The organism is Clostridium minihomine (assembly GCF_900240385.1).
Taxonomy (GTDB): domain Bacteria; phylum Bacillota; class Clostridia; order Oscillospirales; family Acutalibacteraceae; genus Faecalispora; species Faecalispora minihomine.
Map to the genome: position 1 here is coordinate 41850 of NZ_OEQH01000006.1, position 14444 is coordinate 56293.

A 14444-nucleotide genomic window follows, 5' to 3' on the forward strand; every position below is an offset into this window, starting at 1 on the left:
CTTTTTATGGGGGCAGGCTTATGACAGAATATAAAACCGTCAGCCAAACCGCATCTGCGGAATTTGTCGAGCGTCGTTCACGGTTCATCGGTTATGCAAAGCCGGTGTCAACCGAGGAGGACGCGATTTCTTTCGTTAACGAAATTCGCCAAAAGCATTGGGATGCCACCCATAATGTATATGCTTATTCCCTTAGGGGCGGGCAGCTGCGCCGGTATTCTGATGACGGCGAGCCGCAGGGAACGGCCGGCATTCCGGTGCTGGAGGTTCTTCAAAAATCTGGAATTGTGGATACCGTCATTGTGGTGACCCGCTATTTCGGCGGGGTGATGCTGGGGGCTGGGGGACTGGTTCGTGCCTATTCCCATGGGGCATCCATTGGGGTGCAGGCAGCAAAGCCGGTGACGATGCGCCTGTGTAAGCTGATGAGCCTGACTTGTGACTATTCCCAATATGGGCTGTTGGCGGCGTTGATTCCGGAATGCGGCGGTGTAACCGATAATACGGATTTTTCGGAAATGGTATCCATTTCCTTCCATATGGCAGAGGACGATGTTCCTTTGTTTTTTAAAAGGTTGGCAGATGCCACCAGCGGCACGGTTGAGGCCGACATAACGGGAGAAAATTTTTTTCTTTGGAAGCAGGAGAATTAGGCTGTCTGTGCGTATATCCTTATGAGAGGATATCAGGTGATTGCAATGACGGTAAGAGAAAGAACTCAACTGATAGAAGAGCAAATTTTGTCACCTTCTGCGACTTTGTCCAAAAACACCAAAGGACGTGTGAGGCCGGAAGAAGAATGTGAAATGCGTACGGCCTTCCAGCGTGACCGGGATCGGATTATTCACTGCAAGGCGTTCCGGCGTTTAAAACATAAGACTCAGGTGTTTCTGTCGCCAGAGGGGGACCACTACCGCACCCGCCTGACCCATACACTAGAGGTTTCGCAGATTGCGAGAACCATTGCCCGGGGGCTTCAGCTCAACGAAGATTTGACAGAAGCGATTTCTCTTGGGCACGATTTGGGGCATACGCCCTTTGGGCACGCAGGCGAACGGGTGTTGGATGCACTTTGTGAAAACGGCTTTCGTCACAATGAGCAAAGTGTCCGCGTGGTGGAAAAGCTGGAAAACGAGGGCAGGGGTCTGAACCTGACCGAAGAGGTGCGGGACGGAATCCTTTGTCATTCCGGCGATAAGATGGCACAAACCCCAGAAGGCCGGGTTGTGCGTTGGGCAGACAAAATTGCCTATATTAATCATGATATTGATGATGCGGTGCGCGCGGGTGTTTTGTCAGAAGATGAAATTCCAGAGCATATTACCCAGGTGATGGGCAAGCGCCGTTCCATGCGGATTGACACTATGGTGAAATCGGTAATCCGTGCCAGCCACGGTGAGAATATCACCATGGAAGAACCCATTTATCCGTTGTTTTTGGAACTGCGGAAATTTATGTTTGACACGGTTTATTTTAATCCGTATGCCAAAAAAGAAGAGGCCAAGGTTCCTTTTCTATTAAAGACTCTGTTTGAATACGCCAGAAATCCGAAGAATTTGCCGGAGGATCTGCGTCTTACGGCAGAGCAGGAAGGGATTGAGCAGGCTGCCGCAGATTATATTGCCGGCATGACAGACCGGTATGCGGTGGAACTGTTTCGGGAAATCAGCGTCCCAAAATCCTGGGATCATTGAACAGTTGTGGATAAGGGGGAAAATCATTGGCTCTGCCGGAAGAATTTTTACAGGAGCTAAAAAGCCGCAGTGATATTGCCGATGTGGTTTCTTCCTATTTGAATCTTCGGCACAGCGGCAGAACCCTTTCGGGGCTTTGCCCTTTTCACAGCGAGAAATCGCCGTCTTTTCATGTGTATCCGGAAAACGGTTCTTTTTACTGCTTTGGCTGCGGTGCCGGCGGGGATGTAATAACCTTCGTGCGCCGCATAGAAAATCTGGATTATATGGAAGCCATCCGTTTTTTAGCACAACGAGCGGGGATTTCCGTACCGGAAAACGAAGCAGATCAGGGGCTGTCTCGGGCAAAAGGACGGATTTTGGAAATTAACCGGGAAGCTGCCCGCTTTTACCATTACCAGCTGATGCAGCAAGAGGGAACATCCGGGCGGGAGTATCTGCTTGAGCGTGGACTGACGCTTCAGACCATTCGGCGGTTTGGGTTAGGGTATGCTTTGAATTCCCGATTTGCTTTGGTGAATCAACTGAGCAAAAAAGGATATACACCGGAAGAGCTTCTTCAGGCGAATGTGGCCTCTCGGGCTTCTACCGGCCGGGTGGTAGATCGCTTTTTTGCCAGGGTAATGTTCCCCATTATTGATTTGCGGGGGAACGTGATTGCTTTTGGGGGAAGAAGCTTGGGGGATGGAAAACCCAAATATCTGAATACTTCGGACACTTTGGTATTCCATAAAAGCAGCGGATTGTTCGCCATGAATTTTGCCAAGAATCATTCCAAAGACGGGTTGATTTTGGCGGAAGGCTATATGGACGTTATCGCGCTGCATCAGGCGGGCTTTCCCAATACCATTGCCACTTTAGGCACGGCATTGACCGTGGAGCAGTCCAGGCTTCTGGCTCGTTACACCGGTGAAGTGTTTTTGTGTTATGACTCGGATGAGGCAGGGCAAAAGGCATCATCCCGGGCGATTCCGCTTTTGCGGGATGCGGGTCTAACGGTGCGGGTGCTAAACCTGAGCGCCGGCAAAGATCCGGACGAGTTTATCCGCTCCCATGGGGAGCAAGGGCCGGCTCGATTCCGTCAGCTGATGGAAAGCAGCGGAAACGACGTGGAATATCGTCTGCAAAAGCTGCGGGGACGTTTTAATTTGCAAACCTCTGACGGAAAAGTGGCGTATTTGATCGGTGCGGCAGAACTTTTGGCCACCTTAGACAGCCGCATGGAGCAAGAAATTTATGCAGGCCGCCTGGCGGAGGAAATCGGGGTGGAACGAAGCTCGATTTTGATGCAGGTGGAGAAAAATACAAAAAAAAGAAAAAAAGAAAAAGATCGAAAAGAGTTTCGCGCCTTCCAGCAGCAGACTGCCGGAATACGGGATACGGTCAACCCGGAAAAAAGCCGTCACCTGAGAGCGGCGAACGCCGAAGAAGCGTTGATTGTCTATCTTTTTCAGCATCCGGATGCGGTACAAGCTCTCTCAGAGCTGATTCCGCCTGAAAAATTCATCACATCATTCAATCGTCGTGTATATACAGTCATTCTGGGGAAGATTAAGGATGGCAAGGCGTGCGGCCTTACAGACCTTGCGGCGGATTTTTCTGTGGAAGAAATTTCTGCCATAGCGAAAATGCTGGCAGATTACCATCAGGTGAACGTGACTGCTCAGGACGCGAAAGAGTACCGGAATGTGATTTTACAGGAAAACGGCAAGCTGGATCCACAGGACGCAAGTTCTGCGGAGCCACAGGACATTCGGGACTATCTGCGAAAACTTAGGGAGCAGAAAAAATAGGGGGATACAATGGTTATGGAAATGCCTGATAAGAAAACGGTTATCAGAGATCTGATTGAGTTAGGAAAGAGCAAAGGACAGCTTTCCACAAAGGAAATTCTGGACGCTCTTGGCGAATTGGACTTTGAGCCGGAACAAATCGAAAAATTCTATGACACTCTGGAAACTCAGGGTGTTGAAATTATAGAGGATTTTGCCAATTTGCCGCTGGAAGGACTGGAAATTCCGACAGGGGAAAGCGAAGAGGTGGACGTCTCCCTTGCCACAGAAGGCATTGCCATAGACGACCCCGTAAAAGTGTACCTGAAAGAAATCGGCCGGGTTCCACTTTTGTCCCCAGAGGAAGAAATCGATTTGGCGATTCGTATCTCTAACGGTGACGAGGCTGCCAAGAAAAGACTGTCAGAAGCCAACCTGCGTTTGGTTGTCAGTATTGCAAAGCGGTATTTGGGCCGCGGAATGCAGTTTTTGGATTTGATTCAGGAAGGAAATCTGGGTCTGATCAAAGCCGTTGAAAAGTTCGACTATACCAAGGGATTTAAGTTTTCCACTTATGCTACCTGGTGGATTCGTCAGGCCATTACCCGTGCCATTGCGGATCAGGCTCGTACCATTCGTATTCCAGTTCATATGGTGGAAACAATTAATAAAGTAAAAAAGGTGTCCAGTCAGCTGCTGCACACCAATGGCCACGAACCCACAGCCGACGAAGTGTCTTTGGAGCTGGATATGCCCGTGGATAAGGTGCGTGAAATCATGCGGGTGGCTCAGGAGCCGGTATCTTTGGAAACGCCTATCGGTGAAGAAGAAGACAGCCACTTGGGGGATTTTATTCCCGATGATGAAGCGCCCGCCCCTGCCGATGCGGCTTCTCACACCTTGCTGCGGGAACAGCTGGGCGAGGTTCTGGATACTTTGACACCGCGGGAAGAAAAGGTTTTGCGCCTTCGCTTTGGGCTGGAGGACGGCCGTTCCCGCACCTTAGAGGAAGTGGGAAAAGAATTTAACGTAACCCGTGAGCGAATCCGTCAGATTGAAGCCAAAGCGCTTCGCAAGCTGCGTCACCCCAGCCGCAGCAAAAAGCTGAAGGATTTCTTGGACTAAATAAAAGGAGCGGCGCCATGCATATGACATTAGAAACGGACTATGCTGTCAGAATCGTGGATTTGCTGGCGGCGTCCAATCAAAAGGTGGATGCGCGCGGCATTGCAGAAAGCACCCATGTGCCACTTCGGTTTGCGCTGAAAATTTTGCGCAAGCTGGTTTCTGACGGCTTGGTAAAGTCTTACAAAGGGGCTCACGGCGGCTATGTACTGGCCCGCCCGGGCAGTGAGATTACCCTGCGGGAAGTGATCGAGTCGGTGGAAGGGCCATACATGATCAGCCGGTGCCAGCAGGATGAATATGCCTGCACCCACCAGGCTTGCCGGTATCACCGCATTTATGCTCAAATTTCAGAGTCGGTGCGGCAGCAGCTGGATTCTTATACGTTTTCTTATGAGCCAACTTGCAGTCAGCATTGTGCTTGTGGGGAGAACGAGAAGCAGGAAACTACCGGAATTCATAAATAATCTGACAGAAAAAGAAGAACGCCGGCTTGATTGGCTTTTGCCAAACCTGACCGGCGTTCTATTATTTATAGTGTGTTGCTGTGAATCATTTATTTTCTCTTTTTTAGTGCATTTTATAAAGAATAATAAAACAAGATGATATCCTGATAGGTGTTATCTTTGCTTAAAAATCCCTGGGGAACGGTGCCGATTTCAATAAACCCCAGTTTTCGGTATAGCTGAATGGCATAGGTATTGGTTTTTACAACTGCATTAAATTGCAGCAGGCGAAATCCCATCAATCGGGCCTGCTGTATAGAATGTTTTACTAAATACTCCCCGATTCCCTTGCCCCGGCTTTCCGGAGGAATCATATATCCTGCATTGGCCTGATGCCCGCATCGGCCCACATTATTGGGGTGCAGTATGTATAACCCGGCTACCTTGCCGTCCAATTCCGCCACGGCAGTGAATGTTTGCTCCCCAAAAAAGAATTCTGCCTGTTTCGGCGTTAAAAATTCGGTTTGTGGGAACGAGGTTCCTTCTTCAATGACGGTATTCCAAATATCTGTTAATGCCGGAAGATCTTGTTTTTGATATTCCCGAATCAATAGGTTCATGCTGCACTTCCTGTCTTTGTTTCGCCTATTTTTTAAGCAAAGTATAGCATAAGCCCAATTACATGACAAGAAATTTTAAAGTTCTTTACTCTTTTCTGAAATAAAAGTAAAAAACGCTTGACATTTTAACAGGAGAATGGTATTATATTTAAGCACTCTTGAGAGAGGCACTGAGAAAAAATAGTTTATATCGCGGAGTGGAGCAGTCCGGTAGCTCGTCGGGCTCATAACCCGAAGGTCGTCAGTTCAAATCTGGCCTCCGCAACCAAACAAACCTAGTAACCATCCGGTTGCTGGGTTTTCTTTTTGTCTTCATTTAATTTTAATTTTTAGATTTGGTCGTTATTGCTTTTGAAATGGTCATTTTTTATGACTTTTTTATTTTAAAGAGAGCTGGAAAGAAAATGACAAAGCAAGTAAAGAGATGCCATAAATTCACTGCAAGTGTATTATATAAATAAATACTTGATTATTTCGATTTTAGGTCGATGTATTAATAAGATTGTAATACTGTCATTCGGGAAGAGACAAAGATTCAGTTTCAGAAAATCTATATAAATAAATTTTAATGAATTAAGGATGATTGATCATGGCAATGTGGTTATGGATAATTCTCTTAATTATTGATGTTCTGTATCTTGGAGTTTCTGCTTATTTCACAGCATATTATATAATAGGATTCCTGCCTGATTATAAAGCTAGAGCTTTGAGTAATCAAGAAATAATTAAAATTAAACAAGATGGTATAATTCATATAACAGAAGAAAAATATGCTAAATTGATTAAGTCAGAAAGGTATATAAAGAGTAGTTCTAAAAGAAAGTCGTATTCTTAACCATTTTAAAAGATCAACCTATTTCTTTATAGCTCAATTCTTAAACGATAGAGATATAGTTTTTAATATTTCACTTAAGAAAAAGAAATTATATACGAAAATACATATTAAACAGTTGTCAGATGAACAAATATCATATCTCTATATTCGTAGACATGATAATGCAATAATGTATATTGGTGATTTTACATTTAAGGATTTTAACCAAATACTAATTACACCTATAATGTTTAGCGATGAGAATCGCAATATTAAACATTATCTTAATATAAGAAATTTAAAATTTATTGGAGTATGTTTTATTCTAGTTATTGCACTTATAGTTATATATCAAATACTATTTATAATAATAGTATTTGCAATTATGAATTTAGTTTATTAATATACAGTTTGTTGATATAAGCATATTTTTTGATTAACAGTGCTAATGCAGGCGTTTAGTCACTATTCCTTTCAATACAATTGATCCACTAGTAAAAAAATGTAGCTTTGCAACACATCCGGCTTTTTTTATGACACGATTTACGCGTGTGGATAAAAGTATTCGGAGATTTCGGAGGCCTTAAAAAACATATACAAAATACGCTCTATAAAAGTCAAAGAATATTTAGAGAATGTGGTGTATGTACTCAAAAAGAGACTTATCCAACCGGATAGGCCTCTTATTTTTATGCCTGATTCTTTTTGTAGCCGGGATTCAATAAATCTTGTAGGGTGTCGGCGGCTGCTTCGTTTGCTGACTTAATTGCATGGGCATATATCTTGCCGGTAGTTGTTTCATTGGCATGACCAAGCCGCTCCGCAACAGTTGTGATTGGTACGCCACCAGCAATTTGCAGTGTAGCGTTGGTGTGCCGAAGTGAATGTATTGAAATTGGCGGTAGATCCGTTGTCTTAATGAATTTACGGAACCAATCGCTAACCACGTCTGGATTAATTGCAGAGCCATTCTCGGCAGTGAATATGCGATTGCTATCTGCCATCTATCACCCATTAAAAGACGTTGCTGGGTCTGCCAGAGCCTGTATTCCTTCATCATATCAATTGCTACCATAGGGATTTTAATTACCCGCTGAGAGGTAAAGTTTTTAGTAGTATCCTCGAAGATCCCTTTCTTTGAAAGATAAAGGGAGGAGCGGCTTACGGTAAGTAGTGCATTATCAAAATCAATGTCCTGCCATTCCAATCCGCACAATTCCCCACGACGTAGACCAGTATAAAGTAGCAGCTTAACAATAGTCTTACAATTGCTGTCGGAAACACTGGTAATTGGGTAGAGATTCAAAAAAATCTTAATCCTGCTGCTGTACACGAAACAGATCCGGGAATTTTCCAGCATGAACTGGTGGATGCGGTTATTGAGGGTAACCTCTTGATTATTGCCAATCTTAAAAGAACGGTGAATGTGTGAAAGTGCACATTTCCTATTTACCAAATGAAGAACAAAAGGCTGTTAATGTGTTTGAAGTTGTGCGAAGGTTTATCCCTGGGGCAAGGGTACACAAGCACATAAGTAAGCCACCGTTTGTTCACTTGTATCTAACTACAAAGCCCTCTGCAAACACACAGGATACCGAGAAAGACAGTTTGACATAAACTTCATGTTTTGGTACGATAAAAATACAAATTCAAGCACAGAGTACCGCCAATAGGCAGCCATTTTAAAGGCATGGGAAACAGCTTAACCAGCTGCTATCCTATGCTTTTTTTCTATTTTTATGGTCTCACAAATCTCACTATACTCGCGCGTTACCGTGTCCACTAATTACCTTTGGAGGGGTGAGATTTAAAATCGCACCCTTAACCTTTCTTAGGGTCACATACCAGTATTTATAAGTGTCAAAGGAGTACCTAACCATGGAAACAAACGAAGAACTAGCCCTACGTGTAAAGGCTGACGATAACGAAGCCGTGGCGGCTCTATGGGAACAAACCAAGAAGCTTGCCTATAAGTTTGCATTGCAATTTTATAACCGCAGTTTATCATCCTGTGCATCCGCTGGGATTACCCTTGAAGATGTTCAACAAGAATTATTCTTGGTTGTATTGGATGCTGCCAGAGCATTTGACCAAACCAAGGGTTTCAAGTTTACATCCTTTATGAGTTTTCATGCAAAGAATCGGTTTAATGGTCTTATCGGGCTTCGTACAAGCAAGTCAAAGAATGAGCCACTCCACAACTGTATGAGCCTTGACGAGCCTATAAAGGGCAACACTTACGACATGAAACTATCTGAAATAATTATAGATCAAAACTCAGAAAAGCCTTTTGAAGATGTCCTGGACAATCAGAAAGCCAAAGAATTAAAAGCTACAATTTTATTGGCAATGGAGCGGCTTACCAACGAGCAGCAAAGAGTGATTCAATGCAGGTATTATGAAAAAAAGACATATGATGAAACTGGTGCTGATATTGGAAAGAATAGGTCAATGGCAAGGCAGTTAGAAGCAAATGCACTTAGAGAAATGAGACGGTCACCGTTCTATAAACAGTTGGCCGGATTCTTATATGATGAACTAGAGAGCGCTGCATATAAAGGAACCGGGTTAAAATCTTTTCAACATACATGGACAAGTTCTGTAGAGCGTACAGCAGAACAGATTGAGAGAGTGGAGCGGCTTTAGAAAAGTTCTCTATAACGAAACAACTCCAATATGAGGTAAGTTTTCATTTGAAAAAATCCCTCGCGTGCGTGAAGTTTATTATTGTCATGAACTATTTCGAGTTACAGCTTTGATTTCCCTATAAAAGATCACTGCTTTAACCCCCTACCCTCATATACGCAAGAAGAATATAATTTGTCTAGGACCCTAACGAGTAACGCCCTCAATTTAAAAACACTGTTTTTTCTACCCGGGGGTAGGGCTACCGTCATTCAGAACATAAATAAAGAGGGAGCATAGCCGCTCCCTCAATCTATCTACTATTCTAAAATTCTAATGTGTTTTTCCAGTTCTTCTATCTCGTATCCAGAAATCAACTGTGTAAGAACCTCTGCGGAATGACTTTCTCCATAATAGCTGTCGAAACTGTCATAGTATTTTCTCCGGTCCGCAAACTTAATGTTGATTGGCAGCAGCCCAGCTTTGATTAATTCAAAGTTTAGAATCAGCCTGCCAGTTCTTCCGTTTCCGTCAATGAACGGATGGATTCCTTCAAAGCGCAAATGAAATTCTGCTATGGCTTCAATGATGTGTTTGCTTGCTTTCATATCCTTGTAGTCACTAATAAGCCGCTCCATTTGCACAGGGACAAGATAAGGCTGCGGTGGTTCATGAAGTGCCCCCAAGATAGTAACCGGTAAATTACGGTACACACCACGGTTTGCTGCATCATTCATTAGAACCAACGAATGAATGTCTTTTACAACACGCTCTGTAAGAGGTGTCCCAGCGTCTGCCAGCGATATAACATATTCAAAGGCGTCTTTATGTCCTATAGCCTCTAAATGCTCTCTGAGGGGCTTCTCGGCAATGGTAATGCCTTCCTGCAATATAAGAGCGGTTTCTCTTAGAGTAAGTGTGTTACCCTCAATTGCATTGGAATGATAAGTGTTTTCTATCATGAACTCATCCCGCAGCCGTTTGATCTCTGCTGCATTTAGGGGACGCATAGTTTTTAGCTTGGTCTGTAGCTGGTCTATCTTAGTAAAGTCCATGGTTACACCCCTTGTATATTTAATGAAAACGCAACGCCGTTTGTATACCAAAGATAAAATTTAACTGTTGGAATTTTATAAGCCTTGTTCACAGCTCCCATTTGGTGCCACATCAAACCGAAAGGAGCAATATGGTTATCGAGATAGGCTCGTAAACCTTCTGGGGATACTTTCATGAATCTTGCGGCTACTGGTAAGGGAATCAAATCAGGATATTCCTCTACCAATTGATTAAGCTCACACAGCTTGTCAATGATAGGTTGAGGAACTGTTAAAGCATCCTTCAAACTATTCATTAGAGGTATCCTCAACGTATTCCATAATGTCACCTGGTTGACAGTTAAGTAGTTCACAGATAGTAGAAAGATTCTCCCATGATACTGGTTTTCCTTCACGAAAACTTTGAAGTGTAGCTTCTCCAAGTAGTTTTTCTTTTCTAATCCGATAAGTTGAATATCCAGCCTCTTTAAGCGCTGCAATGACATCTATTTTATATGTTATAGGCAAATGATTCTCTCCTTTCATAGGCTTAGTATAACACAAATATACACAAGAAACAAGTGTTTGTTCTCACTAAAGCATACACTGATTATTTGTGTATAAAGTTAATTGATATACACAAACTTTAAGTGTATAATAAGATTAATGAAAGGAGTTGTCACCAGTGTTCAATCTTCAATTAATTTGCAAAACAGCTAATGCCCTAACCAAAGTTGGTCATAGCCGCTCCCAAGCATTTGTATTGGCATGGGTTATGGCAAAAGGAATGAACTCTAAGGTTACTGGCGTTACCCATGGAAAAAGGCAAACTGCCCTGCAAAGGCTTTTGCGATATGACCCGGCAGAGGTATCGGTCCATCTACACCGAGAGCCAGAAAATTTATATGATACCAATGCAGTTGCTGTTATTGTGTCTGTGCATGGTCGTGGAGCCTATAAGATGGGCTACTTGCCCTCACCTATAGCTGCGGTAATTGCCCCTTTGATAGACACAGGAAAGGCAATCCAGAGTATGTACCAAACTGTGAAAGGGGGGTATCTGCCAGGTATGAATTATGGCCTTGCAATCCAAATAAGAATATAGGCGCTCTACACACCTACCACAGCTGCAGAACGCCTATCAACCACCGGAGCGGTTCTATAAAAATTACACTTTTATTATAGCTTAGCCGCTCCACAATTTCAAGAAGGAGAATGAAGAATGACCGTTAATGATTTATCCCCCAGAGATATAGAACTACTAGAATATATGAATTTAGCGCGAGATAACCATTATGAAATTGGCCTAGCAGGGGAGGTGCTAAAGCAATTCCCAAACTTTACTATTAATAGTACACCAGAAGAAATATCAGAAATGATAGATCAAGAAATCAATAGTGCAGCTTCAAAAACGGGATATGATCCTGCGGATCCACATCTTCTTCAATATAAAGAATTTTTGTTGATAATTTATAAGCATGTACTTTCGGGTTATTTCAAAGGTTTATTACACTATCATTTTACTCAAGACGAACTTGATGAAATGCGTATGCTATGCAAACAGGATACAGAGCAAATCGGTGCTTAATAAATTGGGGAGTGTAGTGTTAATTTATACAAGTAATGCTATCACAAAAAACTATTTAAAAAGGAGATATAACTATTATGATTGAGAAAAAAAGCAATTTTTCAAATGATGTCTGGAGTTGCTTTAATTGGATTGATCCTATGATTTATAATGCTGAAAGATTATTGCAGGGATTTAATGAACATCACTTTGATAAAAGACCGGAGCTGTTTGAGAGAGATGCACAAGCTAAGATTGATTTTATTTATAATTATGAATATATGCAGGTTCAACTTCTGACTATCAGTGATTTGTTATTTGAAATCAGATTAAAATGTGAATTTTTGAGTGGAAGAAAAGATAATCCAATAATTGCGGCACGAATTCGTAATGAGGCAGAAATACAAAGTTGGCTACAGGAACCTGAACCTCCCAAAATAGAAGCCGATAAATTGGAATCTAGAATCAATCTGCTGGGTGAAAAAGAGAGGTCGCTTATAGTTTCTTATTTAGAAAAATTATTAGAGGCGCAAAAAGATGGAGCTGCATAGGGGATCTAGATTCAACAAAAGGAGCGGTTAAAAGCCGCTCCCAATTTTATATTACGGCTTTGCTAAAAGATTTAGATTACTCTCAATGAAGCCCGCGGTACGAATTTCGTATACCGACCCAATTCAAAAGGTTTGATGGTTGTTACCTAATCTGGATACATGATGCTAGTGGAGTCTCTTACGAAATTTAGGCTACATTATTTATTGTAGTTCTTCTGTGAGGTATTGTTGAGTTCACCCCTCATATACTTTAAAAACGCTACTTTGGGGAACTTTATTCTTACCTCCGAAACGATTGTAGGAAACTCGTAAGGCCGTTCTTTTTTAGCTATAGATAAATGAACATGGTCTCTAATATCTTGAGGGTGCATACCTAATACGGCAGCTATTTCAGACGGCACCAAAAATTCTCTTTGCAGAAATTCAATCTCTTTTAGTGTCACTTTATGTTTCTCCTTTTTACGTATGTTAGATGCTAGCCAATTTATATTGCCTTAGCAAACAGATGTTATAATCACCTTTTCCATCACACCAATAAGCGTGTATCATGTCTACAAACTCTGTTTAAAGGTCCTTAAAATCTCAAAATAACTGTCCTACTTTTGTCGTACATTTGTCTTGTTTTTTTGTGCTGCTTTTGTGCTAACTCTGTGCTGTGTTTGCCATGTTTTTTGCTGTCACTTTGCTGTAGGACTTTTGTCCTATAGGTGTCCGGACAATGTCCCGGTTTTGTTGTAACTGTGTGGTGATTTTGTGGTGCTATTTCTTCACTTTATTTTCCTCAATATAAGTTCGTAAATCATCTTTAGTTACACGCCACTCTCCACCATGCTTGAAGGCTGGCAATACCCCATTACGAGAGAGCCTCTTTAAACAATCCACCGATGATCCAAGCAAAACCGATGCATAAGGTAAATCGATAATTACAGGTACATTGTCCCAATCATACACATATTTCGTTCTTGCCATAAGTACCTCCATGATTATATTAATGGTATACCAAATGGCTACCAAACCTCAACCATAGCCACAAGTGATAACGTGCTTCTGTTTTAAGATACTGATGCAAAACTTATGTGCTGTATACTACTCTTCGCAACTAGCTGGGAAGAGCTGTCTCTACATTACGCAAATGCTCTGGCTAATTGTTCTGCTGTTATAAAAGTATTGAGCCCTTTTCTCGCTATACTCCTAGAGCATACTCCCATAATCAAAGAGGCCTCTTTCTGAGTGTAAAGTAGTTTTTGAGGGTAGAGTTCATCTGCACGTTTTCTGATTCTCTCTAAAGTATCGCGATATAGTTTTTTTTCCTTAGGCATTTTTTGCTCCCCATTTCATTCCCACAAGTTGGGAACAACATATTTACTCGTAGGATACCATTTCAAAAGTGCTTTGCTGCCTTTCACACGCATAATACAACTCTATCAAAATTTGATCTAAGGCTTTTTGATCAGCTTCGGTCATTGGCTCTATGACGGTTTTCTTGCCAGTATGTAGATTAATGTCAACAATTATAATACTCACCTCCTTCTTACTTCATCGGGTGGGGATAGATTTTGAGTAATTTTGGTATTTTAGATAAATCTTCAATGTTTTCCACAGTATAGAATCAGATTCTTTTCTACATAATAAAAGGAAATTTGCAAATATTTTATCCCATTTTCTGGTTAAATAAGTTTTTATATTTTAAGTGGAATTCTTGGTCTTTATTTGGACGTTATTTGATCGTTATTATTGTGAAATAGGACTTAATAAGAATTAAGATTAATTTAGAAATGTGTTAAAAAACCTCATTAAACCTAGAGATTTTTAAAACTAGAATAAATGACTATAAGAAAATTCAGGCACTCATAACCCGAAGGTCGTCAGTTCAAATCTGGCCTCCGCAACCAAACAGGAAAAAACCGTTGGAATTTATCCAACGATTTTTCTTTTTTCAGTTCAGCCGTCGGCTATGCCGGTGGCTTTTTTTATTTGTTGCTTTTCAGGTTTCTTTTGTCATCCGTTCCCTTTTATCGATCAAATGATTGATTTCATATGATTTCCCTTCTTAAATTCGTAATCTTACATTTTTTCATTATTGGGGGAATTATACAATGAAGAAAAACGATTGAAACAAGGTGGGGGACTCTGGGCTATGATTATGGCTGTCGGAAAAAACATACAGCGTAAAGATGCGTGGAAAAAAGTAACTGG

General features: G+C 42.0%; 17 protein-coding genes, 1 tRNA gene and 1 pseudogene. 11 read left to right on the plus strand and 8 right to left on the minus strand.

All coding sequences use genetic code 11. The features are described from left to right. The first annotated feature begins 20 nt into the window (after nt 1-20). The 5 genes from C1A02_RS12880 to C1A02_RS12900 are packed head-to-tail and all read left to right on the plus strand — an operon-like array spanning nt 21 to nt 5058. A complete protein-coding gene (locus C1A02_RS12880; protein WP_101698670.1) occupies nt 21-653 on the plus strand; it encodes a YigZ family protein in 633 nt (210 codons plus the stop codon). Between the two features lie 45 nt (nt 654-698). After that, nucleotides 699-1694 (plus strand): deoxyguanosinetriphosphate triphosphohydrolase, encoded by a 996-nt coding sequence (locus C1A02_RS12885; RefSeq protein ID WP_101698671.1) that lies wholly within the window; start codon nt 699-701, stop codon nt 1692-1694. A gap of 26 nt (nt 1695-1720) precedes the next feature. Beyond that, entirely contained in the window at nt 1721-3487 is a 1767-nt protein-coding gene (dnaG, locus tag C1A02_RS12890) for a DNA primase (RefSeq protein ID WP_101698653.1), read from the plus strand. A gap of 15 nt (nt 3488-3502) precedes the next feature. Beyond that, the gene (rpoD, locus tag C1A02_RS12895; RefSeq protein ID WP_101698672.1) at nt 3503-4591 is read left to right on the plus strand and encodes an RNA polymerase sigma factor RpoD; all 1089 of its coding nucleotides are present in this window, start codon (nt 3503-3505) and stop codon (nt 4589-4591) included. 23 nt (nt 4592-4614) lie between these two features. After that, a complete protein-coding gene (locus C1A02_RS12900) occupies nt 4615-5058 on the plus strand; it encodes an RrF2 family transcriptional regulator (protein ID WP_243578018.1) in 444 nt (147 codons plus the stop codon). A gap of 113 nt (nt 5059-5171) precedes the next feature. Here C1A02_RS12900 and C1A02_RS12905 read toward each other — a convergent pair whose 3' ends face one another. Further along, complete coding sequence (locus tag C1A02_RS12905; RefSeq protein WP_101698655.1) at nt 5172-5657, minus strand: GNAT family N-acetyltransferase; 486 nt, start codon at nt 5655-5657, stop codon at nt 5172-5174. 191 nt (nt 5658-5848) lie between these two features. Between C1A02_RS12905 and C1A02_RS12910 the strand changes: the two genes are divergently transcribed. After that, a tRNA-Met gene (locus C1A02_RS12910) sits at nt 5849-5925 on the plus strand. 321 nt (nt 5926-6246) lie between these two features. After that, complete coding sequence (locus tag C1A02_RS12915; RefSeq protein WP_101698656.1) at nt 6247-6492, plus strand: hypothetical protein; 246 nt, start codon at nt 6247-6249, stop codon at nt 6490-6492. A 668-nt stretch (nt 6493-7160) separates the two neighbouring features. Here C1A02_RS12915 and C1A02_RS13935 read toward each other — a convergent pair. Beyond that, on the minus strand, nt 7161-7475 hold the full coding sequence (locus C1A02_RS13935; protein WP_164997227.1) for a tyrosine-type recombinase/integrase: 315 nt from the start codon (nt 7473-7475) through the stop codon (nt 7161-7163). Nucleotides 7476-7603: 128 nt separating this feature from the next. Then, nucleotides 7604-7831, minus strand: a pseudogene (locus C1A02_RS13940) (tyrosine-type recombinase/integrase); the annotation flags it as partial. A gap of 518 nt (nt 7832-8349) precedes the next feature. Between C1A02_RS13940 and C1A02_RS12930 the strand changes: the two are divergent. Next, nucleotides 8350-9117, plus strand: coding sequence for an RNA polymerase sigma factor (locus C1A02_RS12930; RefSeq protein ID WP_101698659.1), 768 nt, complete (start codon nt 8350-8352; stop codon nt 9115-9117). A gap of 299 nt (nt 9118-9416) precedes the next feature. On the opposite strand, the gene C1A02_RS12935 is transcribed toward C1A02_RS12930, so the two are convergent. Genes C1A02_RS12935 through C1A02_RS12945 form a run of 3 tightly spaced genes read right to left on the minus strand, consistent with a single transcriptional unit; the run spans nt 9417 to nt 10658 of the window. Further along, the gene (locus C1A02_RS12935; protein ID WP_101698660.1) at nt 9417-10151 is read right to left on the minus strand and encodes a Fic family protein; all 735 of its coding nucleotides are present in this window, start codon (nt 10149-10151) and stop codon (nt 9417-9419) included. 2 nt (nt 10152-10153) lie between these two features. Continuing rightward, nucleotides 10154-10447, minus strand: a complete 294-nt coding sequence (locus C1A02_RS12940) for a hypothetical protein (RefSeq protein WP_101698661.1) — start codon at nt 10445-10447, stop codon at nt 10154-10156. Further along, nucleotides 10440-10658 (minus strand): helix-turn-helix domain-containing protein, encoded by a 219-nt coding sequence (locus tag C1A02_RS12945; protein WP_306437209.1) that lies wholly within the window; start codon nt 10656-10658, stop codon nt 10440-10442. Before C1A02_RS12945 ends, C1A02_RS12940 begins: the two co-directional genes overlap by 8 nt. 157 nt (nt 10659-10815) lie before the next feature. On the opposite strand from C1A02_RS12945, the gene C1A02_RS12950 reads away from it, so the two are divergent. The 3 genes from C1A02_RS12950 (at nt 10816) to C1A02_RS12960 (ending at nt 12248) form a co-directional block, all read left to right on the plus strand. Next, nucleotides 10816-11235: an HIRAN domain-containing protein gene (locus C1A02_RS12950; RefSeq protein WP_243578019.1), complete on the plus strand. Its 420-nt coding sequence runs from the start codon at nt 10816-10818 to the stop codon at nt 11233-11235. A 117-nt stretch (nt 11236-11352) separates the two neighbouring features. Beyond that, on the plus strand, nt 11353-11718 hold the full coding sequence (locus tag C1A02_RS12955) for a hypothetical protein (RefSeq protein WP_101698663.1): 366 nt from the start codon (nt 11353-11355) through the stop codon (nt 11716-11718). Nucleotides 11719-11795: 77 nt separating this feature from the next. Beyond that, entirely contained in the window at nt 11796-12248 is a 453-nt protein-coding gene (locus tag C1A02_RS12960) for a hypothetical protein (RefSeq protein ID WP_101698664.1), read from the plus strand. A 197-nt stretch (nt 12249-12445) separates the two neighbouring features. Here C1A02_RS12960 and C1A02_RS12965 read toward each other — a convergent pair whose 3' ends face one another. Together C1A02_RS12965 and C1A02_RS12970 are read right to left on the minus strand one after the other, a co-directional pair. Next, a complete protein-coding gene (locus tag C1A02_RS12965; RefSeq protein WP_101698665.1) occupies nt 12446-12691 on the minus strand; it encodes a hypothetical protein in 246 nt (81 codons plus the stop codon). Nucleotides 12692-13007: 316 nt separating this feature from the next. Further along, nucleotides 13008-13217: a helix-turn-helix domain-containing protein gene (locus C1A02_RS12970; protein WP_101698666.1), complete on the minus strand. Its 210-nt coding sequence runs from the start codon at nt 13215-13217 to the stop codon at nt 13008-13010. Nucleotides 13218-14444 lie beyond the last annotated feature (1227 nt).

Coding starts and splice junctions, on each gene's coding strand:
- C1A02_RS13935 (WP_164997227.1), bottom strand. CDS start 7,475: ATGGCAGATAGCAATCGCATATTCACTGCCGAGAATGGCTCTGCAATT.
- C1A02_RS12940 (WP_101698661.1), bottom strand. CDS start 10,447: ATGAATAGTTTGAAGGATGCTTTAACAGTTCCTCAACCTATCATTGAC.
- C1A02_RS12955 (WP_101698663.1), top strand. CDS start 11,353: ATGACCGTTAATGATTTATCCCCCAGAGATATAGAACTACTAGAATAT.
- rpoD (WP_101698672.1), top strand. CDS start 3,503: ATGGAAATGCCTGATAAGAAAACGGTTATCAGAGATCTGATTGAGTTA.
- C1A02_RS12885 (WP_101698671.1), top strand. CDS start 699: ATGACGGTAAGAGAAAGAACTCAACTGATAGAAGAGCAAATTTTGTCA.
- C1A02_RS12930 (WP_101698659.1), top strand. CDS start 8,350: ATGGAAACAAACGAAGAACTAGCCCTACGTGTAAAGGCTGACGATAAC.
- C1A02_RS12905 (WP_101698655.1), bottom strand. CDS start 5,657: ATGAACCTATTGATTCGGGAATATCAAAAACAAGATCTTCCGGCATTA.
- C1A02_RS12880 (WP_101698670.1), top strand. CDS start 21: ATGACAGAATATAAAACCGTCAGCCAAACCGCATCTGCGGAATTTGTC.
- C1A02_RS12935 (WP_101698660.1), bottom strand. CDS start 10,151: ATGGACTTTACTAAGATAGACCAGCTACAGACCAAGCTAAAAACTATG.
- C1A02_RS12915 (WP_101698656.1), top strand. CDS start 6,247: ATGGCAATGTGGTTATGGATAATTCTCTTAATTATTGATGTTCTGTAT.
- C1A02_RS12900 (WP_243578018.1), top strand. CDS start 4,615: ATGACATTAGAAACGGACTATGCTGTCAGAATCGTGGATTTGCTGGCG.
- C1A02_RS12960 (WP_101698664.1), top strand. CDS start 11,796: ATGATTGAGAAAAAAAGCAATTTTTCAAATGATGTCTGGAGTTGCTTT.
- C1A02_RS12970 (WP_101698666.1), bottom strand. CDS start 13,217: ATGGCAAGAACGAAATATGTGTATGATTGGGACAATGTACCTGTAATT.